This is a genomic window from Actinoplanes sp. NPDC048796 (assembly GCF_040650035.1).
Classification (GTDB): Bacteria; Actinomycetota; Actinomycetes; order Mycobacteriales; family Micromonosporaceae; genus Actinoplanes.
Window position 1 is genome coordinate 284,207 of record NZ_JBEZGO010000002.1, and the last position, 26,363, is coordinate 310,569.

Below are 26,363 nucleotides of genomic sequence, written 5' to 3' on the forward strand. Positions count from 1 at the left end.
GTCCCGACCCTCGCACCGCCAATTAATAGATGTCAATGCATAACGTCGGCGTCATACCGAGGGCACCATCCAATCCAGCACGGGCGTGGCCTGCAGGGTGACCAGCACACACATGGCCAGGAGCAGAATGATGCTCCAGCCGACGACGCGGCGGAAGATGTCACCCTCCTTGCCGGCCATGCCGACGGCGGCCGCGGCGATGGCCAGGTTCTGCGGGCTGATCATCTTGCCCAGGACGCCGCCGGAGGAATTGGCCGCGGCCAGCAGGAGCGGGTCGAGGCCGGCGTCGGCCGCGGTCTGCACCTGAAGGGCGCCGAAGAGCGCGTTGGCCGACGTGTCGGACCCCGTCACGGCCACGCCGATCCAGCCCAGAATCGACGAGAGGAAGACGAAGAACGCGCCCGCCCCGGCCAGGAATTCGCCGAGCGTATTGGTCTGCCCGGACTGATTCAGAACATAGGCGAGCGCCAGTACGGCCATCACCGTGACGATCGCGTGCCGCAGTTCGACATACGTGTCCGCGTACGCCTTGAGGGCCCGGCCCGGGCGCACACGCAGCACCACCGCGGTGATGACGCCGGCCAGGATCATCAGGGTGCCGGCGGCCGGGAGCCAGCCGAAGGAGAAGGTGGTCGAGGCCAGTGGCTGCCCGTTCTCGCCGAGCACGTGCAGGCCCGGCCACGCGAATTTCACCGTCCACGGTTCGGTGGCGAGGGCGTCCTTGATCGGCCCGAGATTCGCGATGGCGAAAATGACGATGATGATGAGGTACGGCGCGTAGGCGCGCACCACCTCGATTGTCGTGTCCCGCTTGACCGCTACCGATCCCCCACCACCGCCGCCGCCCGGCTCGGCATAGGAGGAGACGGGCTGCCACATCCGCAGCAGGAGGATCACGGCGGCGGCCGCGACCAGCGAGGCGATGATGTCGGTCAGCGGCACCGAGATGTAGTTGGACGCGACGAACTGGGCGACCGCGAAGACCACGCCGGCCAGGACGGCGACCGGCCAGGTCTGCTTCACTCCCCGCCTGCCGTCGATCACGGCCACCAGGACCAGGGGCACGACCACGGCGAGTACGGGCGTCTGGCGGCCCACCATCGCACCGAGCGTGTCGGTGTTGAGTCGCGGATCGTCGGCGGCGCCGGACGTCACCGTACCCAGCGTGGTGATCGGCGTGGCCAGGGCGCCGAAGGCGACCGGCGCCGTGTTGGCGATCAGCGCCACCGCCGCCGCCTTGATCGGCTTGAAGCCGAGCGCCATCAGCATCACCACGGTCACCGCGACCGGCGTGCCGAATCCGGCCAGCGCCTCGAGCAGCGCCCCGAAGCAGAACGCCACGATCACGGCCTGGATCCGCATGTCGGGGCTGACCCGTTCCATCGAGCGGCGCAGCACGTCGAAGTGGCCACTGGCCACGGTCAGGTTGTAGACCCAGATGGCGTTGATGACGATCCACAGGATGGGGAAGAAGCCGAACGCCGCGCCCTCGCCGGCCGACAGCAGCGCCTGGCCGACCGGCATCGCGTAGATCGCGACGGCGACCACGAGCGCCACCACCAGCGAGATCAGCCCGGCCAGCCAGGCTCTCATGCGCAGCGCGCCGAGCAGGACGAACAGGGTCAACAGGGGCAGGGCCGCGAAGATCGCGGAGATCGCGACGGAATCGGACACGGGGTCGGTGACGATCCGGAACGTCTCATCCATGGCTCACCATCCAGAGTTATCGATATTCCCTGGTTGAACCGCCATGGTCGCCGAATCGACGCCGAAGCGCACCTCGGGATTAAGGAAATGCGGTATCACGTCGAAAAGAAGGAACATGATCGACGCTTGGCTGGACGATGAGGTGCCCCGCCTCAACCGCGCCATCCTCGACGGCGACGCCCCGCCCGGGCTGCTCGCGGAGCAGACCCGCGAGGTCCTGCTCCCGCATCTGCCGGCCGTCTGCCGGCTGGACCAGCTCGAGGCGCAACGGCTCGTCGTCCGGCTCGGCTTCGTCGGCGCCTCGCTGTCGCGGCACTACCAGGAGTGGACGCCGCACGGGCGGCACCATCCGGAACGGGCCTTCGACGGGCTGCTGGCCGGCACCGACGAGATGCCGTTCCGGGACTACTTCGCGGCCCTGGCCACCCACACCGGGCACGGGCACTACGGCCGGGACAGCTACGCCTCCCTCGTCCGCTGGAACGTGGGCACCCTCCAGGTGCATCGCGGCGACGAGTGCCTGGCCGAACTGCCGGGGGTCTTCGACGACGGGCGGATCCGCAGCTACACCGGGACGGCCAGCGAGCAGCGGTTCTTCCTGCTGGTCAAGCAGGGCGAGGTGCTGGAACTCGCGGTCAACGACGTCCTCGATCCGCTGACCCGCGACGGGGCCGGGCTCACCTGCGAGGACGCCGTCGGCCGGGTACGGCTGGCGACCGAACTGCTGACCGCCCTGCGCCAGTTGTTCCTCGACTTCGCGGCCCTGCCGCCGGAGAGGAGCATGCCGCCGGAGTTCTTCATGGACGTGTTCCGGCAGTTCGCGGTGCACTGGACCGAGGACGACATCCCGCCCAGCGGCGCCCTCGACCCGGAGGCACTCAAGCGCGACTTCCTGCTCGGCATCGCGATCCCCGACTACGACCGGCACGTACGCCGGATCTACCCGGCACTGCTCGACGGCGAACGGGCCGCGCTCGACGGCCTGATGACCCAGCCGACCCTGCCCGAGCGGCTGCTCGACGCGATCGACGTGGCGGTGGACGACCTGGCCGTGGCCGAGCCGGCCGACCTCGACCGGCTGCTCGGCCGGCATCCGGCCCTGATCGACTGGTACCGGCTGCTGACCGAGCACGCCCGGGCCGCCGGCGCCCACCTGATGTTGAGCAAGAAGTTCCTGTTCAAGCCGCAGCGGCAGCGCGACGCGAACGGGCTCGGCGACCGGCCGCTGGTCTCCAACCGCAGCGGGACGACCGGGATGAACGAGTCGTTCCTGGAACGGCTCACCCGGGCCCGGCAGGACCACCTGCTGGCCGGCCTGCAAAAAGCCATAAAAGGCCCCCGGGTCCCGTCGTCGCGGGTAGCGTCGGTTTCCGTCGCGCAGGTGGGATGAAAGAGGGCGGGATGAGCACTCGGCCCGTGGTCGAGGTGGGCCCCGAACAGCTCATGGCCCTGATCGACCACACCTCGGCCGTGATCTACATGCGCGACGCCGAGGGACGCTACCTCCTGGTCAACCGGGAGTACGAGCGGCTGTTCCGGTTGCGCCGCGAGGACATCGTGGGCCTCACCGACCACGACCTCTTCCCGCCGCCGCTGGCCGACGAGTTCCGCCGCAACGACCTCGAGGCGTTCGCCCGCGGCGAGCCCGTGCAGGTGGAGGAGCAGGCGCCCGGCGACGACGGCCTGCATACGTACGTCACGGTGAAGTTTCCCCTGGCCGACGGCGACGGCAAGGCGTACGCGGTCTGCGGCATCTCGACCGACATCACCGACCGCAAGCGGGCCGAGGAGGAGGTGCGCCTGCTCAACGAGGAGCTCGAGCAGCGGGTCGAGCAGCGCACCGCCCAGCTCGAGGCGTCGACCCGGGAGCTGGACGCGTTCGCGTACTCGGTCTCGCACGATCTGCGCGCGCCGCTGCGCTCCCTGGAGGGCTTCAGTCAGGTGCTGCTGGAGGACTACGCCGGTGTGCTCGACGCCGAGGGCCAGCGCTACCTGTCGCGCATCCAGGCCAACGCCGAGCGCATGGCCCAGATGATCGACGACCTGCTGCACCTGTCCCGCGCCACCCGCAGCGAACTGCGCCGCGAGCGTACGGACCTGAGCGCGCTGGCCCGCGAGATCGCCGAGGAGCTGCACGCCTCCGACCCGCTGCGCACTGTCACCTTCGACATCCCCGACGGGCTCGAGGCGCTCGGCGATCCGCACCTGATCCGGCTCGTGCTGCAGAACCTGCTCGGCAACGCCTACAAATTCACGTCGTACGAGCCGGAGCCGCGCATCACGCTGTCGTGCACCCTGAAGGACGACGTCGCCGTCTTCACCATCCGCGACAACGGTGCCGGCTTCGAGATGCGGCACGCACACAAGATGTTCGACCCGTTCCAGCGGCTGCACGCGCAGAGCGAGTTCGAGGGCACCGGCATCGGCCTGGCCATCGTGCACCGCATCGTCACCCGCCACGGCGGCCAGATCTGCGCCTCGGGCGAGCCGGGCGAGGGCGCGGCCTTCTCGTTCAGCCTCTCCCCCGCGCCGGACGGATGGACGATCCGATGATCCACGTGCTGGTCGTCGACGACAGCGAGGACGACGCCATGCTCGTCGCCCGCGGCCTGCGCAAGGCCGGGCTGACCGTCACCACCACCCGCGCCGAGACCGCGGAAGGTGTCGCGGAGGCGCTGGCCGGGCAGACCCCGGACGTCGTCATCTGCGACTACAACATGCCCGGGGTACGCGCCGAGGACGTGCTCGATCAGGTCCGCGAGCACGACCCGGATGTCCCGTTCCTGCTGGTGTCGGGGCAGATCGGCGAGGAGACGGCGGCCTCGCTGATGCGGGCCGGCGCCCGCGACTTCGTTCTCAAGGACCGGCTGGCCCGGCTCGCGCCGGCGGTGCAGCGGGAGCTGACCGAGGCCGCCGAGCGCCGCCAGCACCGCCACGCCGAGGCCGCCCTGCGCGAGAGCGAGGAACGGTTCCGGCTGCTGGCCGAGCACGCGCACGACATCATCTTCCGGTTCCGCCTGCACCCGGCGCCGGCCATGGAATACCTCAGCCCGGCCATCGAGCCGATCACCGGCCACCCACCGGAGGACTTCTACGCCGACCCGGCGCTCATCTTCCGGCTGGTCGACCCCGAGGACCGGCCCGCGCTGGAACAGTCGTGGCGCTCGGCCCAGCCCGGCACGCTGACCATGCGCTGGCACTGCCGCGACGGCCGGGTGGCCTGGGTCGAACAGCGGGCCAGCGCGGTCACCGACGCCGACGGGCAGCCCCTCGCGGTCGAGGGCATCATGCGTGACATCAGCAAGCGGGTGCGGGCCGAGCAGGAACGCGCCGAGATGGAACAGCAGCTGCGCCAGGCCGAACGGCTCGACTCGCTCGGCCAGCTCGCCGGCGGCATCGCACACGACTTCAACAACATCCTGGCCGTGATCTCCGGGTACGCCGCGATCCTCTCCGAGGAACTGGGCCCCGACCATCCGCTGCACGCCGACTCGCAGGCGATCGAGCAGGCGGCGGCGCGCGGCAGCGGCCTGACCCGGCAACTGCTGATCTTCAGCCGCCTCGAGCCGTCGCGCCTGGAGACGCTCGACCTCAACGCGGTCGCCACCGACATGCAGCGCCTGCTCGGCCGCACGCTGGGCGAGGACATCGAGCTGCGGACGACGCTCTCGCTCGACCTGCCGCCGATCACCATGGACCGCAGCAAGCTGGAACAGGTCATGATGAACGCGGTGATGAACTCGCGCGCGGCCATGCCGTCGGGTGGCCGGCTCACCATCGCGACCGGCCTCGACCGCGACACCGGCCACGTCTGCCTCACCATCACCGACACCGGCAGCGGCATGCCGCCCGAGGTGGCGGCCCGGGCGTTCGAGCCGTTCTTCACCACGAAGGGCCGGGGCAAAGGCACCGGCTTGGGTCTGGCGACGGCGTACGGCGTGGTGGCGGACGCCGGGGGCACGATCGGCCTGGAGTCGGCGCCGGGCGAGGGCACGACGGTACGGGTCTGCCTGCCACCGGCCGAGGTGACGGCGCCGGCGGCCACGCTGATCTCCCGCCCGGCCGCGGCCTCCGGCCAGGGCCGCAGCATCCTGGTGGTCGAGGACGAGGACGGCGTACGGGACATCGTCTGCCGCATCCTGCGCAAGGCCGGGTACGAGGTGCACGCGGCGGGCGATCCGCTGGAGGCGCTCCGCATGTGCCGCGAGGACGACCTGAGCTTCGACGCCCTGCTCAGCGACGTCATCATGCCCGGGATGTCGGGCACCCAGCTGGCCGCGGAACTGCGCCGCACCCGGCCCGACCTGCCGGTGCTGTTCATGTCGGGCTACACCAGCGGCCCGGCCCCGGGTGGCCAGGAGTTGCCGGCCGACGCGCCACTGCTGCACAAGCCGTTCCAGACCGAACATCTCATCGGCGCCCTGCACCAGCTTCTGCCACGCTGAGTCCACCCGCCCGACACCTGCGCCGCCTAGCGTCGCCGGTGATGAGCCGACTCGCCGAATACCTGCTGCTGTTCTACGGCGTCGCCGGCCTGTACATCGCGCTGGACGTCCCCGGCGGCCCGATTCCGGTGCTGCTACTGGCGGCCGCACTAGTGATCATCTACATGCGACGGTCCTCCTTACCGCTGCTGCGAGCGTCCGCTCTACGCGGGGCCTTGCCCGGCATCGTCGGTTTGTGGAGCGCGGTATCGATATTCGCGCTCATCGCGGTTGCCCTGTTCGACCCAGGCAATCTACTCATTCTGCCGCGCGAAGACCCTTGGCTCTGGCTCGCGATCTGCGTCGGCTATCCGCTGCTCTCGGTCTATCCGCAGGAGCTGCTTTACCGCGGTTTCCTCATGCACAGGTATCCCTATGGCGCCGCCGCCAGCGCTGTCGCTTTCGGCTTCGTCCATCTGCTGTTCGGCAACGTGCTCGCGGTCGTCGCCACCCTCGCCGGCGGATGGCTGTTCGCCCGGCGTTACCAGCGGACCGGGTCGCTGCTGGTGGTCTCGGTCGAGCACGCGCTGTACGGCATCACCATCTTCACGATCGGCCTGGGGCGGTTCTTTTATCACGGCGCCTGAGATCGGTGACCGGCCAGGGCTTTGCTATGACCGCCAAAGTAATCGGCCCCGCACGCCTGCTGACTGTCCGCCCGGTCGATCCGACCGCCCGCGCCGGCCGTTCGACTGATGGCGGCCGGGTCAGCCGCCCATCGACGCCCCGATGCCGTTGCCGGTGGCCAGGAAAATGGTTGCGGGAAGCCTGCCCGACGGTGGGCGCGGGTTCTCGGCCGTGGTGGGGTCGGTGGAGCGGAAGCGGGCCGGGGTCCAGTTGTCCTCCTGCCAGCTGTTGCGAGTCTCGGTCGAGCCCGGGGCCAGGCCGGCGGGCTCGATTCGGTTGTCCACAGCCGCGTTTGTCCGTAGCACCGCGGGACCTCCGGGGAGGGCGAAGCCGGAACCGCCGTTGTCGTAGGCGGTGTTGTTGGTCAAGGTCAGGCCGCTGACCGGGCCGGCGTCGTCGGTGAAGCCGTGGTTGGCGTTGGTCCAGGCCGCGTTGTGGCGCAGCCGGTGTGGGGCTCCGCCGGTGAGGACGAAGCCGTTGCCGCCGTTGTCGTAGGACCAGTTGTATTCGACGGTCACCGGGCCGGCGAAATTCAGGTCCAGGCCGGACCGGGCGTTGCCGGCGAAGCGGTTGCCGCGGACGCGGTTGTCGTCGCCGTCGCCGGCCATGAAGCCCAGGCCGATGCCCCCGCCGCCGGTGAAGTCGCTGTCCAAAACCTGGTTGCCGGTGGTGCCGGGGTCGCGCAGGAGCAGGCCCGATCGGGCGTTGTTCCGCATGATCAGGTGCCGGAAGACGGTCGAGCGGCACGACGAGCACACGTACGCGTGACCGGCTGAGTTGATCACCGAGAGGCCCTGCACGGTCCAGTTCGCCGTTCGTTGCGTGACGGCCCATTCGGAGGCGGGGAGTGACGAGGCGTCGATCACGGGCTGTTCGTCGCGGTAGTTGCTCACCGTGACGCCGGTGGCGGTCGACGAGATCGTGACGCCGGAGGAGAGGCGATAGGTTCCCCCGCGCAGGGCGATCGTCTGCCAGGTCCGCACGGCCGAGACGGCTTTGTGAATTGAGGCGTACGGATGGGCGAATGACCCGTCGCCGGAGTCCGATCCGTTCGGCGCCACGAAGACGTCGGCCCGCTGCACGCCGAGGCCCGCGATCGGCAGCGCGGAGGCCACGGCGGCGGGAGAGGCGGTTGGCGTACGGCCGCGGACCGCCGCGCCCGGCGCGGAAGGGCGCACCGCCACGGGAGGCGGGGCGACAGCCGCCGGCGGCGGAGCCGGCAAGGGAGTCTCGTACACCGCGTAGGCGAACCCGCCCCCGGCCACCGCCGCCGCGGCCGCCGCGGCAGCCGCGAATTTAGGAAGTGCGGAAGCCTTGGCGGTTCCCGAAAGCGCTGCAGGGGTCAGCAGCGCGGAGGCCACCCCCGCCGGGACCGGGAGGGCGGCGATGCCCAACAGCAGCTCCTCCGGGGCGAGCAGCCCGTGCCGGCTCAGGGTGCAGCGAGGGCAGTCCCGCACGTGGCGCATGAGCCGCTTGCGCCACAACGGGTCGGCGATGCCGTTCCACCGGCGGACCTGGTCCTGCAATGTGGGGCAGCGTGGCCGTGACCGCAGTGCCCGCACCACTGAGCGGGCCGCGTCGAGTTGGGCCTTCATCCGCTGGACGCGGACGGCCGCGTGTTTGGGCCGCACCTGAAGGGCCGCCGCCAGCTCCGATCGGGTCAGCTCGCCGGCCGCCTCCTGCCACCACAGGCTCAGCAGGCGCCGGTCGCCCTCGTCGAGCCAGCGGGCCGCCTCGATCAGTTCGCGGCGCTGCTCGGCCACGACGAGCTCGGCCGTTGTGCGTTCGGCGAAGTCGGCCGCCGGGTCGGGCACGTCGAACGTGAGGGGGAGGCGTGGCGCCGACTTCTTGGCGCGCAGGTGCATCTGGATCTGCCGGTACGCGATCGCGATCAGCCACGACCGGAACCGGGCCGGCTCGCGCAGCGACGGCAGCCCGCGGATGGCGCGCAACATCGTGTCCTGCACCAGGTCGTCGACGTCGGGGTGACCGTCCAGTGCCCGCCCGATGATGTTGTAGATCAGCGGCAGGTGCTCGGCGATCAGTGCGTCGCGGGCCGCTGTGGATCCGGCCTGGGCGTCACGGACCAGCGAGAGCGCGATCCGACTTCGAGTCATCACGCCTCCCGTCCCAGACATCGAAGATCGTCAAAGCAAAGACTGGCACGCCGGATGACGAGCGGCCAACAAAGAACGCCGCCGGATTTTTGTTGTCGTACAGCCGCAGCCACATCTACCAGGGTGCAACCGAATGGGAGCGCTCCCGGAAAGTGAGAGGACCATCGTGAGACGTCTCGTCGTGGCCGCCCTGGCCGTCGCCGTCCCCACCGCCGCGATCCTCTGCGGCGCCCTGCCCGCGGCGGCCGCCCCGCCTGCCACGGGCGGCATCTATCAGCTCAAGGTCACCAAGAGCGCCCAGTGCGTCGACGTTCCGGGCGCGTCCACCGCGAACGGCGCCCTGCTCCAGCAGTGGGGCTGCACGACCGGCGCCGCCTGGCAACAGTTCAAGCTCGTCGCGGCGGGCAGCAACTATCTGCTCCAGAACGTCAGCAGCGGCAAATGCGTCGACGTCCCCGGCGCGGCCACGACGAGCGTGCAACTCCAGCAGTGGGGCTGCGCCGGCGGACAGGCCAACCAGCAGTGGCGCCTGAACCCCAGCGGCACTGACACGTTCCAGATCATCAACGTGGGCAGCGGCCTCTGCATGAGCGACAAGGATGCTTCCACGGCCAGTGGCGCGGCGATCATCCAGGAGACGTGCACCGCGAACAGCAACAAGCAGTGGAGCTTCATCCAAGATCAAGCGGCCACGGTGGCGAAGGACGGCACGGGTCAGTACACGACTGTGCAGGCCGCGATCGACGCCGTTCCGGCCGGCAACACGACCCGCCGCGTGATCACCATCAAGGCCGGCACGTATCGCGAGATCGTCACCGTCCCCTCCAACAAGCCCTACGTCACGCTGCAAGGGCTGGGTGGCAGCGCCGGCCAGACGGTGATCGTCAACAACCACAGCAATGCCGGCGGATACGGCACCTCGGGCAGCGCGACCGCCTTTCTCGACGGCCACGATTTCGCCGCCGGCAATCTGACCTTCGCCAACGATTACGGCGAGGGCAGCCAAGCGGTGGCGGTCAATCTCAACGCCGACCGGTCCGTCTTCACCAACGTGCGCTTCCTCGGCAACCAGGACACGTTCCTGGTCAACAACAACCGGTCGTACGTCAAGAATTCGTACGTCGAGGGCACCGTCGACTTCATTTTCGGCGGCGCCACGACGGTGTTCCACGGCAGCACGATTCACGAGAAGCGCACCAGCGGCGGCCCGATCACCGCGGCCAGCACCGATGCCGCCAAGACGTACGGCCTCCTGTTCCATCAGTGCACGATCACCGGCGCGGCCAGCAATGTGACCCAGCTCGGCCGCCCGTGGCGCCCGAACGCACAGGTGCTGTACCGCGAGTCGAACCTCAGCACCACCATCAAGAACGCGCAGCCCTGGACCGACATGTCCGGCAACGTCTGGCAGAACGCGCGCTTCCTCGAATACAAGAATACCGGCTCCGGCGCGACCGTCAACAGCAACCGGCCGCAGCTCAGTGACGCGCAGGCCGCGAATTACACCCCGCAGAAATACCTGGCCGGCTCCGACGGCTGGAACCCGGTCGGTTGAGAAGGAGCAGAATGATGAAAAAGCCGATTTGGTACGCTGCGGCGCTCGCCCCCGCGTTGATCATCGTCGCCACGAGCGCGCTCCCGTCGGAAGCCGCCGCCCTCCCCGCGACCGGTGGCACCTATCAGCTGAAGGTCGCCAAGAGCGGCAAGTGCGTCGACGTGCCCGGTGCGTCCAGCGCGAACGGCGCCCTGCTCCAGCAGTGGGGCTGCACGACCGGCGCCGCCTGGCAGCAATTCAAGCTCGTCGCGGCGGGCAGCAATTATTTGCTCCAGAACGTCAGCAGCGGCAAATGTATCGACGTTCCCGGGGCGAGCGCGACAAGCGGCGTACAACTGCAGCAATGGGGTTGTGCCTCGGGCCAGTGCACCGCCAACAGCAACAGACAATGGGCCTTCGAGCCGATCGGCGGCGGCCGGACGTGGCCGTCCACACCGGACGGCTTCGCCTCCACCGGCGGCGGCACCACGGGCGGCGCGGCAGGACCGACAGTCACCGTCAGCACCATGGCCGACCTGCAGAAGTACGTCACGGCCGGCACCCCGTACGTCATCCGGGTCAATGGGACCATCACGATCACGCCGAAGGGCACCGAACTCAAGGTGCAGTCGAACAAGACGATCGTGGGCGTCGGCACGAGCGGTCACATCGTCGGCGGCGGCTTCTTCCTCGGTACGGGCGTACGCAACGTCATCATCCGCAACCTCACGATCCGTGACACCGCGATGCCCGACGACGACCCCGATGACAAGGTGTACGACTACGACGGCATCCAGATGGACACGGCCGACCACGTCTGGATCGACCACAACACCATCACGCGGATGAACGACGGCTCCATCGACAGCCGCAAGGACACCAGTTACCTGACCGTGTCGTGGAACGTGCTGTCCAGCAACAACAAGGCGTTCGGCATCGGCTGGACCGACAACGTGACCGCGCGGATGACGATCCACCACAACTGGATCCACGACACCAATCAGCGCAATCCCAGCGTCGACAACGTCGCCCTGGCCCACCTCTACAACAACTACCTGCAGAACATCACGTCGTACGGAAACCTCTCCCGCGGCGCCACCAAGCTCGTGCTGGAGAACAGCTACTTCGACAATGTGAAGAACCCGTACTACAACGACACATCCGCCGCCCAGCTCAAGCAGAGTGGCAGCATCGTCGTGAACAGTTCCGGCAAGCAGCAGACGAACGGCTCCGCCTTCACGCCCAGCGCCTACTACCCGTACTCACCCGACCCGGCAGCCGACGTCCCGAGCCTCCTCAAGACCTACGCCGGCCCTCAGGCCACCATCGGCCAGTGACCCTCACCGGTCCAGTGACCCTCACCGGTCCAGTGCCTCGAAACCCCGGGGCTTCGATCCGGTGACCAGATGAAGGCCTCCAACGGTGTAGTGGAGCTGCCAAGACGCCACACACAGGCTTGGAGGCCTTCATGCCCCGGCGGCTTGACGCTCACCGGGCACGAGCGGCGCTCTCCCCGGCACCGGCGGCCCCGGTGCTTGACGCACCCTCGGCCGTACCGCCTGGGGCGTACGTCCGCTCTCGCTGGGAGCACGGCTTCCGGCCCGCTCGCAGAATCGGACACCTGACGGCAAGAGGGCTAGCCCGTGACTCGGACTAACCCTCTGACCTGGACTTACTATGGGGTGATCGACGGGACTTGAACCCGCGACCCCCGGGACCACAACCCGGTGCTCTACCAGCTGAGCTACGACCACCATCGCGCACGGGAGCGTTCCCCGTGGTGCCGAGCAATCATAGCCGAATCCCCACGGGGCTCGTCGAGCGGGTTACCGGGCACGCCCGGGTGACACCTCTTACAGCTCGGCGGCGATCGACTTCGCGGTCTCCACGTCCGGGCCGGGCAGCGGGACGAAGATCGTACGGCGGTAGTACTCGAGCTCTCGAATGCTCTCGCGGATGTCGGCGAGCGCCCGGTGGGCGAGGCCCTTGGCCGGCTGGCCGAAGTACACCCGCGGGTACCAGCGGCGGCACAGCTCCTTGATCGAGGAGACGTCGATCATGCGGTAGTGCAGGAAGTCGTCGAGCGCCGGCATGTCGCGGGCCAGGAAGCCGCGGTCGGTCGCGATCGAATTGCCGCAGAGGGGCGCTGTGCGGGGATTCGGAACGAATTGGCGTACGTACGCGAGTACGGCCTCCTCGGCCTCCGCCATCGTGATCGCCGACGCCCGTACCTCTTCGGTCAGCCCCGACTTGGCATGCATGTCCCGGACCACCGGCGGCATCGCGTCGAGCGCCGCGTCGTCGGCGTGAATGACCAGGTCGACGCCGTCGCCGAGCACGTTGAGGTCGGGATCGGTGACCAGGGCCGCCACCTCGATGAGCTTGTCCTTGCCCAGATCGAGGCCGGTCATCTCACAATCGATCCACACCAGAAGATCCGCCACCCGCACAGCGTACGCCGCAACCCCCCGAACCGCTGCGGCGCGTTTCCCAGCCACCCGTCCGGGCACGACCGGCACGAATGTCCGCTTTCAGGCGATGACTTCCCACATATCACTAGTTGGGGCTAAACTGGTCTTAACGGACGAAGCCCCCCTTCGGTTACTCCGTTCCCCCGGTAAAGGGCCTTCCGCGTCGGCAGCGCGGAGGGCCCTTTCGGGTGTACGACGAAGGCCGCCCCGTCATCGGAGCGGCCTTCGTCGTACGGGACAAGCAGGTCAGTCCTCGCCGGAAGAGCGCCGGCGGCGAGTCGACTCCGTACCCTCGACGGTCTGCTCGGCCGGGGTGGCGGTGGTGCGACGGCGGCGACGCTGCCCCGAGGCGGCAAGCAGCTCGGCGGCCTCCTTCTGGTAGGCGGCCAGCCATCCGGTCGGGGTGCCGCTCCCGGCGGGAATGGCGCCGGTGCTGGTCCGCACCGGAACATCAGGCTGCCGAACCGGCTTGACCTGCGCCTGCCTAGGTTTTGCGGGCTTGGCCGGCGCCTGCTTGGGCTTGGCGGTTTTCGCCGGCTTGGCCTCCCCCGCCGCGCTCTTCGCCGGAGTGGCCGCCTTGGCCGCGGTCCTGGCCGTCTTGGCGGCCCGCGCCGTCTTGCCGCTCGTGGCCGGCGTGGCATCCTCGACGTCCGCAGCCATCGACGGTTCGGGTTCCGGCACGCTCGCCCGTACGGCCCGGCTCCGAGAGGCCCGCGCGGAAGCAGGCCGGCTCGCCGCACCGCGCCGCTCGGCACCCGACCCGGCCGCCCGGCCGCCGACCTCGCCGTTCCCGCCCTCCTCAGCGGCTGCCGCCGCACTCGCGGCCACGCTGCCCGCCGCGCGCGCAGCCACACCCTTCGCAGCCACGCCCTCCACGGCCTGCGCAGCCACGCCCTCCGCAGCTCGCGCAGCCACACCCTCCGAAGCCCGCGCAGCCACACCCTCCGAAGCCCGCGCAGCCACGCTCTCCGCAGCCCGCGCGGCCACACCCTCCGAAGCCCGCGCAGCCACGCTCTCCGCAGCCCGCGCAGCCACGCTCTCCGCAGCCCGCCGCCAGGCAACCGGCGCGGGCCGACCGGACCCGTTCCCCGGCAGGCGCCCGGCGAACGTCGAGGTCAGCCCGCCTTCGATCCGCCCCTGCGCCTGCGCCAGCAGCCCACCCTCAGCCGGCCGCCGGCCCGAGGACCGCGGCTTCGCTTCCTCAGCGTCACCCGACAGCTCACCTTCAGCCGACCCCGCGACAGGCTCAGCACCCGACTCAGGGATCGAAGCCACACCCGGCTCAGCGGCCGAGCCGGACGCCGACTCCGCCACCTGCGCGTTGACCGGCTCTTTGACCGGCCCGTCGGCCAGCCCGTTGACCGGCTCTTTGACCAGCTCTCTGACCGGCCCGTTGGCCGGCTCGGCACCCGGCATCCCGGCCGGCCCAGCCAACCCAGAGATCGGCACTCCCGCCGACTCGGAGTCCCGCGCCCCCGCCGAGCCGGAGATCGGCGCCGCGACCGGCCGGCTGGCCGGCTCGGCGATCGGCCTCACAACCGGCTCAGCCGACTCGGAGATCGGCGCCTTGGCCGGCTCGGCGATCGGCGTCCCGGACGGCTCGGAGCTCGGTGCGGCGGTCGGATCGGTCACCGGCTCAGCGATCGGGGTCGCTGCGACCGGCTTGATCTGCTCGGCGAGCCGTTCCTCAACCGGCCCGGCGGGCAGCACACCCTCATCAGAAGGAGAGGGAGAGGGACGCGTGGGTGAAGGAACGATCGGCCGCGACGGTACGGGCGGCCGGGGCACCGAGGGCCGCGGTGGAGCCGGAGCTGTGGTCCCGGTCGGCCGCACACCGCTGAAGACATTCGACTGAGACGCCGCAGAGAGATCGCCGTTGGCCCCGCTTTCAGCACCCGCCGCGTCAGCCTCTACGCGCTCACCATTCGCCGGCGGCTCGGCGGAGACAGGAACCGAACCCGCGATGTCGCTCTTCGCGAGCGGCGGGAAAACCGGCACCGGGCCCTGGCTCTCGCCGACGGCCTCGGTGCCGGCCTCCACGGTCGGCCGGCCCCCACTGGCGGATGGGGTGGCCGACTCCGAGTAACGCTTGGTGGACCGTTCCCGCGTCGTCGCGGCGGCCGGCTCGATGTCGCGAGCCGTCCCGCCGGCGCCGCCGGACCCAGTCGTTCCGGGCTCCCCGCCGAAGCTCTCCGCTTCCGCGCCATCACCCGAAGTCGTCACCTTCCCCAGCGCAGCCGGGTCAACCGCAACGACCGGTTCAAGATGTACGGCCGAATCGCCCCGAACGCCAGAATCGACGCCCTCTCGGCGATCAACATCACTGCCGTGGTGAGCCCCGCCACCGGCCGGCAAGCCGCCAGCGGACGCGGAGTTCGCCGGCGCTTCGCGCTTGAGCGAGCGAGCCCCACCAGCGGAAGAAGCCACACTCTGCTTCACAGCCGACATGGCCTCATCATCCGATCCCGCCGCCACAAACCCGACCGGCGAAGGCACCGGCGAGGGCCGCCCTTGGACGGAGGCGCTGCCGATCGCGGAGGGACTGCCACTCGCGGAGGGACTGCCACTCGCGGAGACACCGCCGGCCACGGAGACACTGCCGCCCAGGGAAGGACCACCGCTCGCGGAAGCGCTACCGCTCAAGGAAGGACGGCCGCTCGCGGAAGGACGGCTGCTCACGGAAGGACGGCTGCTCGCGGAAGGACGGTTGCTCGCGGCAGGATCGCCGTTCAGGGAGGGATCGCCGTTCAGGGAGGGATCGCCGTTCGGGGAGGGATCGCCGTTCGGGGAGGGATCGCCGTTCGGGGAGGGATGGCTCTTCGGCGGGGATTGGCGGCCGACGCGCGGTGGCTGGGATCGGCGAGGGCCAGTTGCGGTCCAGTCGGTGGCCTTCGGGCCGGTGACTACTGAGACTCGCTGGCCCGCCATGCGCGGGTCACGCTGCGCGTCGGGGCGGGCGGAACTAGTGGCGAGGTCACGGTCGGCGACGGCCGCCGCGTTCGCCGGCGATGCCCCAGTGACTTCCGGATCAGGCGCATCGGCGCGGAAGGCACGCGCGTCCGCGGCGCCGGCGGCATAGGCGGCCGCCACGGCGTCGACGGAGATCGGTGCATCCGACGTCGATTCGACCGAACCCGCACCCGTGGGCGCGACGGCTGACGCCGACGGCGCGGGGCTGGTCGAGGTGGCCGGGCTGCCGGTACCGGCTTCGGCCAGGTTCCGGGTGGGGCGCGGGGAAGGCTTGGTGCCGGCGGCGCGACGAGGCGGCGCAGCCGAACGCGGGCCAGAATCCGACGTCGACCGTGAGGTGGACAGTTCCGGCCCGGCGCCCTCACCCGGCTCGGCGCCCACCAGTTCGGCCCCTGCGGCCAGCTCGGCGTCGGCAGCCGGTCCGGCGTCAGCAGTCGACCCGGCGTCGGTGATCCGCCCGGCGTCGGCAGTCGACCCGGCGTCGGTGATCCGCCCGGCGTCAGCAGCCGGCCCGGCGTCGGTGATCCGCCCGGCGTCAGCAGCCGGCCCGGCGGTGGTAGCCCGCTCGGCGTCAGCAGCCGGCCCGGCGGTGGTAGCCCGCTCGGCGTCGGTGCTCGGCTCGGCGCTAAGGGTGCCGGGCGAGGTGTGGGTCGCTGGAGACGCAGTGGAAAGGTCGGCGCTGGTCATCAAACGGGAACCGGCTGGTTCCGGATTGGTGAGGGCTGCGGTTTCCGGGGCCGAGGCCGGGTCGGAAGGGGCGCTCTGCGCGGCGGCGGCTCGGCGGCGGGCCGCTTCGGCTACCCGGGCTGCCGCCTGGGCTTCGGCTTCGCGGGCTCGGGCGGGGGCCGTTTCGGCTACCCAGGCTCCGACGGCGGACGCCCGGAACATCGGGATGTCGGTGGGGGTGGTCGTGTGGCGGCGGGGTCCCCGTTCGGGGCGGCCGCCGAACAGCGGGTCGGGTGTCGCCGGCGGGTCGCCCAGGGGGAGCGAGATCGGGCCGGCGGCGGAGTGTGCGCCGATGAAGCTCAGCGGCTCGCCCGGGGCGGGGGTCCGCTGGCTGTTCGGGCGTGGGGCCCGCGCGGGGATCGCCGTGGCGGCCGCGTACTCCGCGGCGGAGGGCGGTTCGGCCGGCTGCCGGCCCTGCGGCGCCGACCCAGGCCCCGCCGGCGCCCAAGCGGAGACCGCCGAAGCCGAGGCGGAAACCGCCGAACCCGGGACCGCGGAAGCCGAGGCGGAAACCGCCGAAGCTGAAGCCGGGACCGTGGAAGCTGAAGCCGGAACCGCGGAAGCTGAAGCCGGAACCGCGGAAGCTGAAGCCGGAACCGCGGAAGCTGAAGCCGGAACCGCCGAAGCTGAAGCCGGAACCGCCGAAGCTGAAGCCGGAACCGCCGAAGCTGAAGCGGGGACCATCGAAGCCGAAGCAACGCCCGCCGGGGCCGAAGCAGGAGCCGCCGAAGCTGAAGCGGGGACCGAGCCCGTGGCGGAAGGCGGCGCCTGGCCTGGAGTGCGAGCATCGGTGGCTACGGCCCCAGCCGGACCACCGCCGATCGCGGCGCCTCCGGAGGGGTCAGTACCGCTGTTCGAGGGGGCGGCGACCTCACGCCCCCGCGTCTCCGCACCGGGGATCGCAGCGACCACCGCCGGGGAAACCGGCGAAGGGGAAACAGCGGACGGGAGGGCCGAAAGCGCCATGACCGGCTCACCCGACGGCGGCCAGTCGGGCGCCGGGGGCAGAGCCGCGGGACGCCGCTTCTGTGCGTCCGCCAGCGTTCGCGGGCGGTGGGCGCCGGGACGGGGGGCGGCCAGCGCCGCCGTGGGCATCGGTGCGCCGATCGCGGCCATCAGGGCCGGGACCTGGCTGGGCTCCACCACGTAGACGATCTCGCGGCGGCGGGTGGGCCAGGCCAGGGTGATCAGGCCGGTCATCAGCAGGAGGGTGCCCATGGTGAGCAGGCCCCACGTGCTCGAGTTAAGCCAGCCGGGGCGGAGTTCGGCCGTCGCCGTCAACTGGAGGCCGGGGCGGGCCGCCGGTGACATCACGACCAGGCTGTACGGGCCTCCTGTCACCTCCCCGGGAGTCCAGGACACCTGGCCCAGGCCGCTTCTGGTCCAGAAGTCGTTGCGGTTCGGGGGCGTGGCCGGCGCCGTACGGCCGCGGTTGAAGTTCGTCGCCACCGGCAGGGCTCCCGTGCCGATGTCGACCGTGCGGATCACCGAGAACGGCACGCCGCTCAGGTAGCGCTGGACCTCGGCCGTGGGGGCCAGTCCGATGAAGGCCGGGCCGCCCTGGGTGTCGGCTCGCAGGCGCAGCTGGGTGTCGCCGACCCGGGTGAAGGAGGCGTCGGCGCGCAGCAGGCGGTCGACGTCCGGGACCACGAAGGCGTAGCCGGGTGTGGACAGCCGTTGCAGTTCGCCGCTGAAGGCGCCGCCGGGGTCGCGGTGTTGCATGGCGGCCCAGAGGCCGGCGCCGGCGAGCAGCGACGGCAGGCCGATGGCCAGCAGCAGCATCCCGAGGATGGTGCGGAACACCCGCATCAGCTTCTCCCCCTGTATCAGCACTAACTGCGCCGACCATACAGAGCCAAATACCCCTAAAGTGGTCAAACAGCCGCGAATCACTAGCACGAAAAAGCCCGGCCCCCGGCAAAAGCGGGAACCGGGCCGGAAAAAATCAGTTGATGGTGGCCGTGGTGGTCAGCGTCGACTGGTCGATGTCGCTGGTGCGGGCCGTGATCTTGAAAGTCCACTCGCCGGGCTGGGGCAGGGCGATGTCGCCGACCGCGTGGAAGTCGGTGATCCGCAGCAGCGGGATCTCGATGCCCTCGATGCCCTTCGACGGGAGCGCCGCCGTCGCCTTCCACTCGACAACCGTCAGCGGCTTGTTGTCGGGCGTGAAGGCGTACAGGTGAATCGAATTGTTGCCGACCTGGGCCGGGAAGATGTCGATCTGGACGGCCATCTTCGGGTCGGTCAGGGTCTTCGTCACCGTCGTGTTCGTGTCGGCCGACGAGGCCGCCTCGGCCGTGCGCGGCGGCGAGATCTGCACCAGGGCCGACGTGACGCCGAGGATCACCGCGGTGATGGCGAGCTCGGCGATGACGATCTTCCGCAGGCCGCGCGGTTCAGCCTCGGCCGATTTCGACCGTACGAGGCGACGGGACCACCACGCCACACCGAGCACCACTGCCGCGAGCGCCACCTTGACCAGGATCAATTGGCCGTACGTGCTGTCGACCAGCCCCTTGAGCGACGCCACCTCGATCAGCGCCTGCACGACGCCCGCGATGATCAGCGCGCTCACCGCTGTCGCCGCCCAGCGGGACCAGATCGGCAGGATCGCCCCGAGCTCCCGCTCGTCCGCCCGCGGCAGCAGGAACGCGACGAGCATGACCAGCCCGCCGAGCCAGACCGCCATGGCGGCCAGGTGGATGGCGTCGACCACCACCGACACGCCGGCCACCGGGGAGGCGGTCGGGTGGCCGGTCAGCGGCCAGGTCGCCAGCGCGGCCACGCCCAGCACGCCGAGCAGGGCGAGGTCGGCCTTGGACTCGTTGCCCCGGCCGCGCAGCAGTGGCCGGAGCAGCAGGGCGGCCGCGCAGATGACGCCGAGGCGGACCAGCATGACCGCGCCGAAGGTGCTGCCGAGCACGTCGCGCAGGTCGCCGACGCGCACGTCGAAGAGCGTGGAGCCGGTCGAGTACGGCGCCTGGAGCCAGAGCGCCATCAATGTGCTCGCGGTGATCAGCCCGACGCCGGTCCAGATGAGCCGGGCCGGCCCGCGGCGGCTGAGCCGGTGCGGCCAGAGCAGCGCCAGCACCAGCACCGGGCCGACGAGGAGCACCAATCCCGCGTACCCGAGGTATTTGCCGACCGGGATGAGAGCCCGTACGACCGAATTGACCTTGGTTTCGTCGACAGTGGCCGAGGGCGGCGTCGAGGCGGCGCCGACGGAGAAGGTGATGCTGCCGCCGACCGGGTGGCTGTCGGCCGAGATGACGCGGTAACTGACGAGGTACGTGCCCCGGCCGCCGCCCGAGCGCAGCGGGATCGTCACCGTGCCGCCGTCGACGGTCGGCTCGCCCTGGTCGGCCCGGCTGCTGTCCGGCGCCAGCACCTGGATCTTGCCGGAGAGCAGCTGGACGGACTCGCTGAAGGTGAGCGTCACCTTGTTCGGCGCGTCGGGCACGATCGTGCCGTTTGCGGGATCGCTGTTGACCAGGGCCGCGTGCGCGCTCGCGGGCGCGGCCGGCCCCAGCAGGACCGCGAAGAACCCGACCAGCAGACCGGCTAGAGCCCCGTACACGCGCATGCGCCGCCGATTAGTCACCCCGACATGCTGCCCGATCTCAACCTGAACGCCCACTGGCGGGTGGGAGGAGACATCGAAAGACTCCTTTCCGCGTACGATGACCGCCATGGACGGCCTGGAGGAGACGACCGAGCTTGCCCGCGCCGGCGATCCCGCCGCCCAGGCGGCGTTCGTCCGGGCCACCCAGGCCGAGGTGTGGCGGTTCTGCGCGGCCCTGGTCGACCCGGGCGCCGCCGACGACCTCACCCAGGAGACGTTCCTGCGGGCGTTCAAGGCCCTCAAGGCGTTCGAGGGCCGCTCCAGCGTCCGCACCTGGCTGCTCGGCATCGCCCGCCGCACCTGCGCCGACCACCTGCGCGCGGTCGTGCGCCGGCGCCGGCTCGACGTGCGGCTGGCCGCGCAGGCGTGGACCGATCAGCCGTCGCCCGATCCGGCCCACCGGCTGACCACCGCCGACCTTCTGGGCCGGCTCAGTGACGAGCGCCGCACCGCGTTCGTGCTCACACAGGTCCTTGGACTCTCCTACGCCGAAGCCGCGCAGGTGGAGGATGTTCCGGTGGGCACGATCCGCTCCCGGGTGGCCCGGGCGCGGGACGAGCTCGTGACCGCTGTGGCCGAGGCTCGCGCCGTCTAGTCAGCTTTTTCCCAGCGGAACCCCAGCAAAATGGGGGGAACCGGCGGGACAGTGGCATCGACTAAGTGGGGTGACCATGGACTTGAAGCAGCGGCCGTCCCGGCTGACGGCAGCCTGGCCCTGGATCTCCACCCTCGCGCGGCTCGGCCTGGCGGCGGTCTTCCTGATCTCCGGTGGACTCAAGGTGACCGACCTGGCCGCCTCGGGGCGCGCCGTGAACGCGTACGACCTGATGTCGTGGGAGACCGCCAAGGTGGTCGGCGCCGTGCAGCCGTTCCTGGAGATCGCGCTGGGCCTGCTGTTGTTGATCGGCATCGCCACCCGGCTGAGCGCGGCCATCGCGGCCGTCCTGCTGGTGATCTTCATCGGGGGCATCGTCTCGGCCTGGGCGCGAGGGCTGCAGATCGACTGTGGTTGCTTCAGCAAGGGCGGGGAGCTGACCGGCGGGCGGACCGCGGAATACGGACTGGACATCCTGCGTGACGTGGGCTTCCTCGTCCTGGCCGGAATCCTGCTGTGGAAACCGCGGACGAAGTTTTCGCTCGACGGCCTGTTGTTGGGGGAGAGATGAGCAAGGGCGACAGAGACCGGAAGAGCGCGCAGGCGCGCAAGATCGTCGAGGCGCAGAAGGCGGCCGAGAGACGCCGCAAGGTCACCATCTGGACGACCGTGGCGGTCGTGGCGGTGCTGGTGATCGCCGGCGGCATCGGCTGGGGCGTACTGGCCAACCAGAACAAGAAGACCGATGCCTCCCAGGTGACCACGCCGAGCGTGGCGGTCGACGACGGCACGGCCTTCGCGGTCGGGACGGGCCCGGTCACCGTCGACCTGTACGAGGACTTCATGTGCCCGATCTGCAACTCGTTCGAGCAGCAGACCGGCCCCACGATCAAGCAGATGGTCACCGACAAGCGGGTGACCGTTCGCTACCACCCGGTGGCGATCCTCGACGACGCGTCGAACGGCACCAAGTACTCGACCCGGTCCGGCGGGGCGGCGGCCGCCGCCGCCGTGGACGGCAAGTTCACCGAGTACCACGACGTGCTCTACGCCAACCAGCCCGAGGAGGGCAGCTCCGGCCTCACCGACGCCAAGCTGATCGAGCTGGGCAAGTCGGTCGGTCTCGGGTCGAGCTTCGAGACCGCGGTGAACGACAAGACGTACGACAACTGGATGACCAAGGTGACCGACACGTTCGCCTCGCGCGGCTACAACGGCACGCCGACGATCGTGGTGAACGGCAAGCAGGTCGAGGGGCCGAACAAGACGCTGCCCACGACGGCCGTGTTCGAGCAGGCTGTGCAGGCCGCCGAGGGGTGATCCGCCAAGCGATGATCATGGCCGGCGTCCTGATGTTCGTGGCGCCGGCCACGCCCGCGTTCGCGCACGCCGGCGACACGCCCGACGCGACGGCGTACCGGACCGCGATCACCGGGATCAGCACGCCGGAGAAGGGCTTGACGGTCCGTACGGTCGAGGCCGGCGCCCGGCTCGAGCTGAGCAACGAGACCGGTCACTCGGTCGAGGTGCTGGGCTATTCCGGCGAGCCCTACCTCGACGTCCGGCCCGACGGCACGTACCAGAACACGAGCTCCCCGGCCGCGTACCTCAACGAGACCGTCACCGGCGACACGCCCGTACCCGCGTACGCCGACCCGACCTCGGCCCCCACCTGGCGCAAGATCTCCTCCTCGACCACCGTGCGCTGGCACGATCAGCGCACCCACTGGCTCAGCCCCGGTCTGCCGCCGCAGGCGCGGGCCGATCCCTCGCGCGCCCATCGCCTGCGCGACTGGGTGGTGCCGCTGCGCGAGCAGGTCCGCCCGTTCGAGCTGCGCGGCACCCTCGACTGGGAGCCGCCGCCACGCGCCTGGCTGTGGTGGCTCGGCGCCGGCCTCGCCGGCCTGGTCACGGTGGCCCTGGCTCGCCGCTGGTCCGGCTCGGTGCGGCCGCTCGCGCTGGTCGCGGGTTTGAGCCCTCTGCTGTACGCCGTGACGACCGCCCTCGACGGCGGAAGCCCGTCGCCCGTCCTGGTGCTGGCCGGGCTCATCGGGGTGGCCGCCGCCTACCGGCATCCGCCCTTCTTCCTGGCGCTGGCCGGGGCGGTGGTGGCGCTGTTCGGCGGCTTCAATTCGGTGGGCGTGTTCGACGCGGCGGTGCTGCCGGCGGCCGGTCCCGCCGTCGTCACCCGCGCGGCCGTCGCCCTGGCCATCGGGGTGGGCGCCGGGCTGGCCCTGACCGGCGTGCTGCGGCTGCGCGCCGCCCTGCCGGCCGCGCAACCCGGCCGGACTATCGTCGCAGCATGACTGACCGACTCTCCGCCGGCGACGCCGCCCCCGAGTTCTCGCTGCCCACCGACAACGGCGACCGGCTGACCCTGTCCGACCTGCGCGGGCGCAAGGTCATCCTGTACGTCTACCCGGCCGCCATGACGCCGGGCTGCACGACCCAGGCGTGCGACTTCCGCGACTCGCTGGGCTCGCTGCAGGCCGCCGGTTACGAGGTCGTCGGCATCTCGCCCGACGCTCCGGCCAAGCTGGCCAAGTTCCGCGAGCGCGACGCCATCACTTTCCCGCTGGTCAGCGACGAGGACAAGAGCGTTCTGACCGCGTACGGCGCGTTCGGCGAGAAGATGAACTACGGCAAGAAGGTCATGGGCGTGATCCGCTCCACGTTCGTGATCGACGAGGACGGCAAGATCGAGCGCGCGCTCTACAACGTCAAGGCCACCGGCCACGTCGCCAAGCTCCGCCGCGATCTCGCAATCGACTGACAAATACTTCAGTCCTGCAGGTTCCTGCCGATTCTTGAGGGCGACCGGCCAGAGGTCCCCTGTCCCACGGCGGCTGTCACGCGGCTTTGATTCGCGAGGCGGCCGCCGTGCTGTATCCGGCGACCGGCCGAAAGCCCAGCCCCCGGTAGAGGCGACCCGGCACGGGGTAGGCGTCGTCGCCGCGCGGATGAACGACGGCCCGGGTCGCGCCGGCCTCGCGCATCGCGTGCAGGCAGGCCAGGCTGACCGCGGCCCCCAGCCCACGGCGGGCATGATCCGGGTGGGTGCCGACCGGCTCCAGCTCACCGACCCGGTTGACCTCGTCGAGCCAGCCGAGCGCGAACGCCACCAGATCGCCGCCCGGCCCTTCCACTACAAGATCCAGTTCCGTCCGGTACGGCCATGAGCCCATCACGTCCCGATATCGCTCAGTGGTGACGCGTGACTCACCGCTCAACGCGACCGCCGGAACCAGGAGCTCACCGATCCGCGCGGGCTGCCAGGCCGCGCGATGCACGGCGGCCCGGGCGCCGGCTTCCTCCTCGCCGCGCACCGTCCGTACCGAATAGCCGCTGGGAAGTTTCGGCGTCTCGAGATCGTCGAGCTCGCGGACGCAGTGCCGAAAGAGCGGCGCCGGACCATCGTCACGGACCGTGACAGTGAGCGGGTCGGCCCAGGCCAGAACCTCATCGGCCAGCCCGTCCTCGGCGTGGAAGTCGAGATGGCCGTCGCCGTCGACCCGTCCCCAGGCGCGAACCTCGCCGTCGCCGTCCTCCCAGAGCGCGACCCGCCATGAGTTCAGCCCGGAGTTCCACTGCCAGGCCAGGTCACCGATGTGCCACTGAGCGCCCGGCGCCCACCCCCGCTGCACGGCCCGCTGCATTCTGATCAGATCGTCCGGCCCGCCGAAGTCGCGTCGTCGCATGCGCCAGTGTCTACCCGAGATCGCCGGACCCGGCTCCCTCACACCCACTGACCAGGAGTTGTTCATGTCGGCGACTCTTCAAGATCACTAATGGTGGCCAGACTGCATGGCGTGTTTTTGTACAGCTCACGCGTCCTGGTGACCCTGGCCGTGGCCGGGATCGCGGTGGCCGCGCCGTCCCCGGCCGCGGCCCACCCCTTCGGTGATCCGCAGACGGTGTCCATCTCGTTCGACGAGCAGCAGCCCGCGGTCGTCCACGTGAAGTGGCGGGTCGGCGGCCCGGACGATCTGACCCTGCTCGGCGTGGAGCTGGGACTCCTGCCCCCGGAGCGGAGGAAGGCCGACGGCAACGTCGACTACCGCTACACCGACCCGGGCGTCGTGGGCGCGTCGTCGAAGTTCGCCGACTACTTCCTGCGGCAGATCGCGGTCACCGACGGTACGCGCGAGTGCGCCGGCCAGGTCCGGCAGCCGATCGAGGCGCTGGCGCTCAAGGGCGCCACGGCGTCGTTCACCTGCCCGTCCCCGGTGACGTCGGCGACGGTCGCGGTGCGCATGCTGACCGACCTCAACCCGGCCTACCGCACGCTGGCGACCGGCCCCGAGGGCCAGCGGTACGCCTACGAGGACGGCAACGACACCCACTCGTGGACGCTGGTGGGCGCTCACCCGGACAACAGCGCCTTCACCCAGCTGGCGGCGGTCCTCGGCGCCGTCCTGGTCATCATCGCGACCGCGCTCGTCCTCCTGAAGCGCCGCCGCCGGGCGGTGCCCGCATGATCGACGCTTCCGTCCTGTCCGACCGGATGCAGGACCTCATCCACACGCCGGGCGTGACACCGCTGGCGTTCCTCATCGCCTTCCTGGCCGGCGCCGGTCACGCGGTAGCCCCCGGCCACGGCAAAACCTTGGCCGCCGCCTACCTGGCCGGCTCGAAGGGCCGCATCCGCGACGCCGCCTGGCTCGGCGGTTCCGTGGCGGCCATGCACACGTTCTCGGTCCTGGTCATCGGCATAGCCTGGACCTTCTTGTCACTCTCCGATTTCGTACGCATGGAGCAGCTGACCACCTGGCTACAGGTAGCCGCCGGCGCCCTGATCGTGGCCACCGGCATCTGGATGCTGCGCCGCCATCTCCGCGGCCACCACCATCATCATCATGGCCACTCCCACTCCCACTCCCACTCCCACTCCCCCTCCCCCTCTCAGGGCCACTCCCACTCCCCCTCCCTCTCCCCCTCCGAGGGCCACTCCCACGACCTCTCGCAGGACCACTCCGCCGGCACTCCTCATGGCCTTGACCACGGCCACTCCGCGGACACTCCTCAAGACCATTCCCACAGCCATGATCATTCCCGGCGCCCCGGACTGCTGCTGCTGGGCATTTCGGGCGGCCTGACTCCCTCCCCCGCGGCTTTCCTGGTGCTGGCCACCGGCCTGTTCCTGGGCCGCGCCGGCTTCGCCCTGCTCCTGGTACTGACCTTCGGCGCCGGCATGGCCGTGGTCCTCTTCGGCGTAGGCGTGCTCGCGGTAGCCGGCAGCTCCCTGATCACCCGCAGCTCACGCTCGTTCGCCCTGCTGACTAGGGCCACCAGGGTGACCCCGATCCTGGCCGCCGCCGGCATCACCCTCTTCGGAGCCGGCCTGGTGACCATCGCCGCCGTCCACCTGACAACCGTGGCCTGAACGGCCCCGACCCGCCCCTTCGACCTCGCCCCTTCGACCCCGCCCCGGCGACCATCGCCGCAGTCCACTTTGACACCGTGGCCTGAACGGCCCGGCCTTGCCCTCCTCGACCCCGCCCCGGTGACCA

The 26,363-nt window shown here is 70.5% G+C and carries 21 protein-coding genes and 1 tRNA gene; 15 read left to right on the forward strand and 7 right to left on the reverse strand.

Annotated features, from left to right (window positions below):
• Positions 1-51: 51 nt before the first annotated feature.
• Positions 52-1,707 (reverse strand): L-lactate permease, encoded by a 1,656-nt coding sequence (locus AB0C26_RS09550; protein WP_360244385.1) that lies wholly within the window; start codon positions 1,705-1,707, stop codon positions 52-54.
• A 115-nt stretch (positions 1,708-1,822) separates the two neighbouring features.
• On the opposite strand from AB0C26_RS09550, the gene AB0C26_RS09555 reads away from it, so the two are divergent.
• Genes AB0C26_RS09555 through AB0C26_RS09570 form a run of 4 tightly spaced genes read left to right on the forward strand, consistent with a single transcriptional unit; the run spans position 1,823 to position 6,778 of the window.
• Entirely contained in the window at positions 1,823-3,097 is a 1,275-nt protein-coding gene (locus tag AB0C26_RS09555) for a hypothetical protein (protein ID WP_360244388.1), read from the forward strand.
• An 11-nt stretch (positions 3,098-3,108) separates the two neighbouring features.
• Positions 3,109-4,260: an ATP-binding protein gene (locus tag AB0C26_RS09560; protein WP_360244391.1), complete on the forward strand. Its 1,152-nt coding sequence runs from the start codon at positions 3,109-3,111 to the stop codon at positions 4,258-4,260.
• A complete protein-coding gene (locus AB0C26_RS09565; protein ID WP_360244394.1) occupies positions 4,257-6,152 on the forward strand; it encodes a response regulator in 1,896 nt (631 codons plus the stop codon). Before AB0C26_RS09560 ends, AB0C26_RS09565 begins: the two co-directional genes overlap by 4 nt.
• A gap of 41 nt (positions 6,153-6,193) precedes the next feature.
• The gene (locus AB0C26_RS09570) at positions 6,194-6,778 is read left to right on the forward strand and encodes a CPBP family intramembrane glutamic endopeptidase (RefSeq protein WP_360244397.1); all 585 of its coding nucleotides are present in this window, start codon (positions 6,194-6,196) and stop codon (positions 6,776-6,778) included.
• A gap of 120 nt (positions 6,779-6,898) precedes the next feature.
• Here AB0C26_RS09570 and AB0C26_RS09575 read toward each other — a convergent pair whose 3' ends face one another.
• The gene (locus tag AB0C26_RS09575; RefSeq protein WP_360244400.1) at positions 6,899-8,935 is read right to left on the reverse strand and encodes a sigma-70 family RNA polymerase sigma factor; all 2,037 of its coding nucleotides are present in this window, start codon (positions 8,933-8,935) and stop codon (positions 6,899-6,901) included.
• A gap of 166 nt (positions 8,936-9,101) precedes the next feature.
• On the opposite strand from AB0C26_RS09575, the gene AB0C26_RS09580 reads away from it, so the two are divergent.
• Positions 9,102-10,490 carry a pectinesterase family protein gene (locus AB0C26_RS09580; protein ID WP_360244403.1) on the forward strand — a complete coding sequence of 463 codons (1,389 nt, stop codon included), beginning with the start codon at positions 9,102-9,104 and terminating at the stop codon, positions 10,488-10,490.
• 14 nt (positions 10,491-10,504) lie between these two features.
• Positions 10,505-11,806: an RICIN domain-containing protein gene (locus AB0C26_RS09585; RefSeq protein ID WP_360244406.1), complete on the forward strand. Its 1,302-nt coding sequence runs from the start codon at positions 10,505-10,507 to the stop codon at positions 11,804-11,806.
• 341 nt (positions 11,807-12,147) lie between these two features.
• Here AB0C26_RS09585 and AB0C26_RS09590 read toward each other — a convergent pair.
• The 3 genes from AB0C26_RS09590 to AB0C26_RS09600 all read right to left on the reverse strand — a co-directional run bounded on the left by AB0C26_RS09590 (position 12,148) and on the right by AB0C26_RS09600 (position 16,597).
• Positions 12,148-12,223, reverse strand: a tRNA-His gene (locus AB0C26_RS09590).
• A 99-nt stretch (positions 12,224-12,322) separates the two neighbouring features.
• Complete coding sequence (orn, locus tag AB0C26_RS09595) at positions 12,323-12,919, reverse strand: oligoribonuclease (RefSeq protein ID WP_360244409.1); 597 nt, start codon at positions 12,917-12,919, stop codon at positions 12,323-12,325.
• A 267-nt stretch (positions 12,920-13,186) separates the two neighbouring features.
• Entirely contained in the window at positions 13,187-16,597 is a 3,411-nt protein-coding gene (locus AB0C26_RS09600) for a hypothetical protein (protein ID WP_360244412.1), read from the reverse strand.
• A gap of 331 nt (positions 16,598-16,928) precedes the next feature.
• Here AB0C26_RS09600 and AB0C26_RS09605 point away from each other — a divergent pair, with 331 nt between their 5' ends.
• Both AB0C26_RS09605 and AB0C26_RS09610 read left to right on the forward strand, forming a co-directional pair.
• On the forward strand, positions 16,929-17,786 hold the full coding sequence (locus AB0C26_RS09605) for a hypothetical protein (RefSeq protein WP_360244415.1): 858 nt from the start codon (positions 16,929-16,931) through the stop codon (positions 17,784-17,786).
• 69 nt (positions 17,787-17,855) lie between these two features.
• Positions 17,856-18,149, forward strand: coding sequence for a hypothetical protein (locus tag AB0C26_RS09610; protein WP_360244418.1), 294 nt, complete (start codon positions 17,856-17,858; stop codon positions 18,147-18,149).
• A gap of 432 nt (positions 18,150-18,581) precedes the next feature.
• Here the strand turns inward: AB0C26_RS09610 and AB0C26_RS09615 are convergent, their stop codons facing one another.
• The gene (locus AB0C26_RS09615; RefSeq protein WP_360246496.1) at positions 18,582-20,219 is read right to left on the reverse strand and encodes a copper resistance protein CopC; all 1,638 of its coding nucleotides are present in this window, start codon (positions 20,217-20,219) and stop codon (positions 18,582-18,584) included.
• A gap of 106 nt (positions 20,220-20,325) precedes the next feature.
• Here AB0C26_RS09615 and AB0C26_RS09620 point away from each other — a divergent pair, with 106 nt between their 5' ends.
• From AB0C26_RS09620 to bcp, 5 genes are all read left to right on the forward strand, one after another.
• On the forward strand, positions 20,326-20,853 hold the full coding sequence (locus AB0C26_RS09620) for a sigma-70 family RNA polymerase sigma factor (protein WP_360244421.1): 528 nt from the start codon (positions 20,326-20,328) through the stop codon (positions 20,851-20,853).
• Positions 20,854-20,929: 76 nt separating this feature from the next.
• Positions 20,930-21,424, forward strand: coding sequence for a MauE/DoxX family redox-associated membrane protein (locus AB0C26_RS09625; RefSeq protein WP_360244424.1), 495 nt, complete (start codon positions 20,930-20,932; stop codon positions 21,422-21,424).
• Positions 21,421-22,173 (forward strand): DsbA family protein, encoded by a 753-nt coding sequence (locus AB0C26_RS09630; RefSeq protein ID WP_360244427.1) that lies wholly within the window; start codon positions 21,421-21,423, stop codon positions 22,171-22,173. The genes AB0C26_RS09625 and AB0C26_RS09630 overlap by 4 nt, the downstream gene beginning before the upstream one ends.
• The gene (locus AB0C26_RS09635) at positions 22,170-23,159 is read left to right on the forward strand and encodes a hypothetical protein (protein WP_360244430.1); all 990 of its coding nucleotides are present in this window, start codon (positions 22,170-22,172) and stop codon (positions 23,157-23,159) included. Before AB0C26_RS09630 ends, AB0C26_RS09635 begins: the two co-directional genes overlap by 4 nt.
• The gene (gene bcp, locus AB0C26_RS09640; protein WP_360244433.1) at positions 23,156-23,626 is read left to right on the forward strand and encodes a thioredoxin-dependent thiol peroxidase; all 471 of its coding nucleotides are present in this window, start codon (positions 23,156-23,158) and stop codon (positions 23,624-23,626) included. The genes AB0C26_RS09635 and bcp overlap by 4 nt, the downstream gene beginning before the upstream one ends.
• A 76-nt stretch (positions 23,627-23,702) precedes the next feature.
• Here bcp and AB0C26_RS09645 read toward each other — a convergent pair whose 3' ends face one another.
• Positions 23,703-24,551: a GNAT family N-acetyltransferase gene (locus tag AB0C26_RS09645; protein ID WP_360244436.1), complete on the reverse strand. Its 849-nt coding sequence runs from the start codon at positions 24,549-24,551 to the stop codon at positions 23,703-23,705.
• Between the two features lie 111 nt (positions 24,552-24,662).
• Here AB0C26_RS09645 and AB0C26_RS09650 point away from each other — a divergent pair, with 111 nt between their 5' ends.
• A complete protein-coding gene (locus AB0C26_RS09650; protein WP_360244439.1) occupies positions 24,663-25,331 on the forward strand; it encodes a hypothetical protein in 669 nt (222 codons plus the stop codon).
• Positions 25,328-26,236 (forward strand): cobalt transporter, encoded by a 909-nt coding sequence (locus AB0C26_RS09655; RefSeq protein WP_360244442.1) that lies wholly within the window; start codon positions 25,328-25,330, stop codon positions 26,234-26,236. The genes AB0C26_RS09650 and AB0C26_RS09655 overlap by 4 nt, the downstream gene beginning before the upstream one ends.
• Positions 26,237-26,363: the final 127 nt, after the last annotated feature.

Coding starts and splice junctions, on each gene's coding strand:
- AB0C26_RS09585 (WP_360244406.1), top strand. CDS start 10,505: ATGAAAAAGCCGATTTGGTACGCTGCGGCGCTCGCCCCCGCGTTGATC.
- AB0C26_RS09645 (WP_360244436.1), bottom strand. CDS start 24,551: ATGCGACGACGCGACTTCGGCGGGCCGGACGATCTGATCAGAATGCAG.
- AB0C26_RS09630 (WP_360244427.1), top strand. CDS start 21,421: ATGAGCAAGGGCGACAGAGACCGGAAGAGCGCGCAGGCGCGCAAGATC.
- bcp (WP_360244433.1), top strand. CDS start 23,156: ATGACTGACCGACTCTCCGCCGGCGACGCCGCCCCCGAGTTCTCGCTG.
- AB0C26_RS09550 (WP_360244385.1), bottom strand. CDS start 1,707: ATGGATGAGACGTTCCGGATCGTCACCGACCCCGTGTCCGATTCCGTC.
- AB0C26_RS09600 (WP_360244412.1), bottom strand. CDS start 16,597: ATGACCAGCGCCGACCTTTCCACTGCGTCTCCAGCGACCCACACCTCG.
- AB0C26_RS09625 (WP_360244424.1), top strand. CDS start 20,930: ATGGACTTGAAGCAGCGGCCGTCCCGGCTGACGGCAGCCTGGCCCTGG.
- AB0C26_RS09615 (WP_360246496.1), bottom strand. CDS start 20,219: ATGCGCGTGTACGGGGCTCTAGCCGGTCTGCTGGTCGGGTTCTTCGCG.
- AB0C26_RS09575 (WP_360244400.1), bottom strand. CDS start 8,935: ATGACTCGAAGTCGGATCGCGCTCTCGCTGGTCCGTGACGCCCAGGCC.
- AB0C26_RS09565 (WP_360244394.1), top strand. CDS start 4,257: ATGATCCACGTGCTGGTCGTCGACGACAGCGAGGACGACGCCATGCTC.
- AB0C26_RS09560 (WP_360244391.1), top strand. CDS start 3,109: ATGAGCACTCGGCCCGTGGTCGAGGTGGGCCCCGAACAGCTCATGGCC.
- AB0C26_RS09655 (WP_360244442.1), top strand. CDS start 25,328: ATGATCGACGCTTCCGTCCTGTCCGACCGGATGCAGGACCTCATCCAC.
- AB0C26_RS09555 (WP_360244388.1), top strand. CDS start 1,823: ATGATCGACGCTTGGCTGGACGATGAGGTGCCCCGCCTCAACCGCGCC.
- AB0C26_RS09570 (WP_360244397.1), top strand. CDS start 6,194: ATGAGCCGACTCGCCGAATACCTGCTGCTGTTCTACGGCGTCGCCGGC.
- AB0C26_RS09605 (WP_360244415.1), top strand. CDS start 16,929: ATGAAGCTCAGCGGCTCGCCCGGGGCGGGGGTCCGCTGGCTGTTCGGG.
- AB0C26_RS09620 (WP_360244421.1), top strand. CDS start 20,326: ATGGACGGCCTGGAGGAGACGACCGAGCTTGCCCGCGCCGGCGATCCC.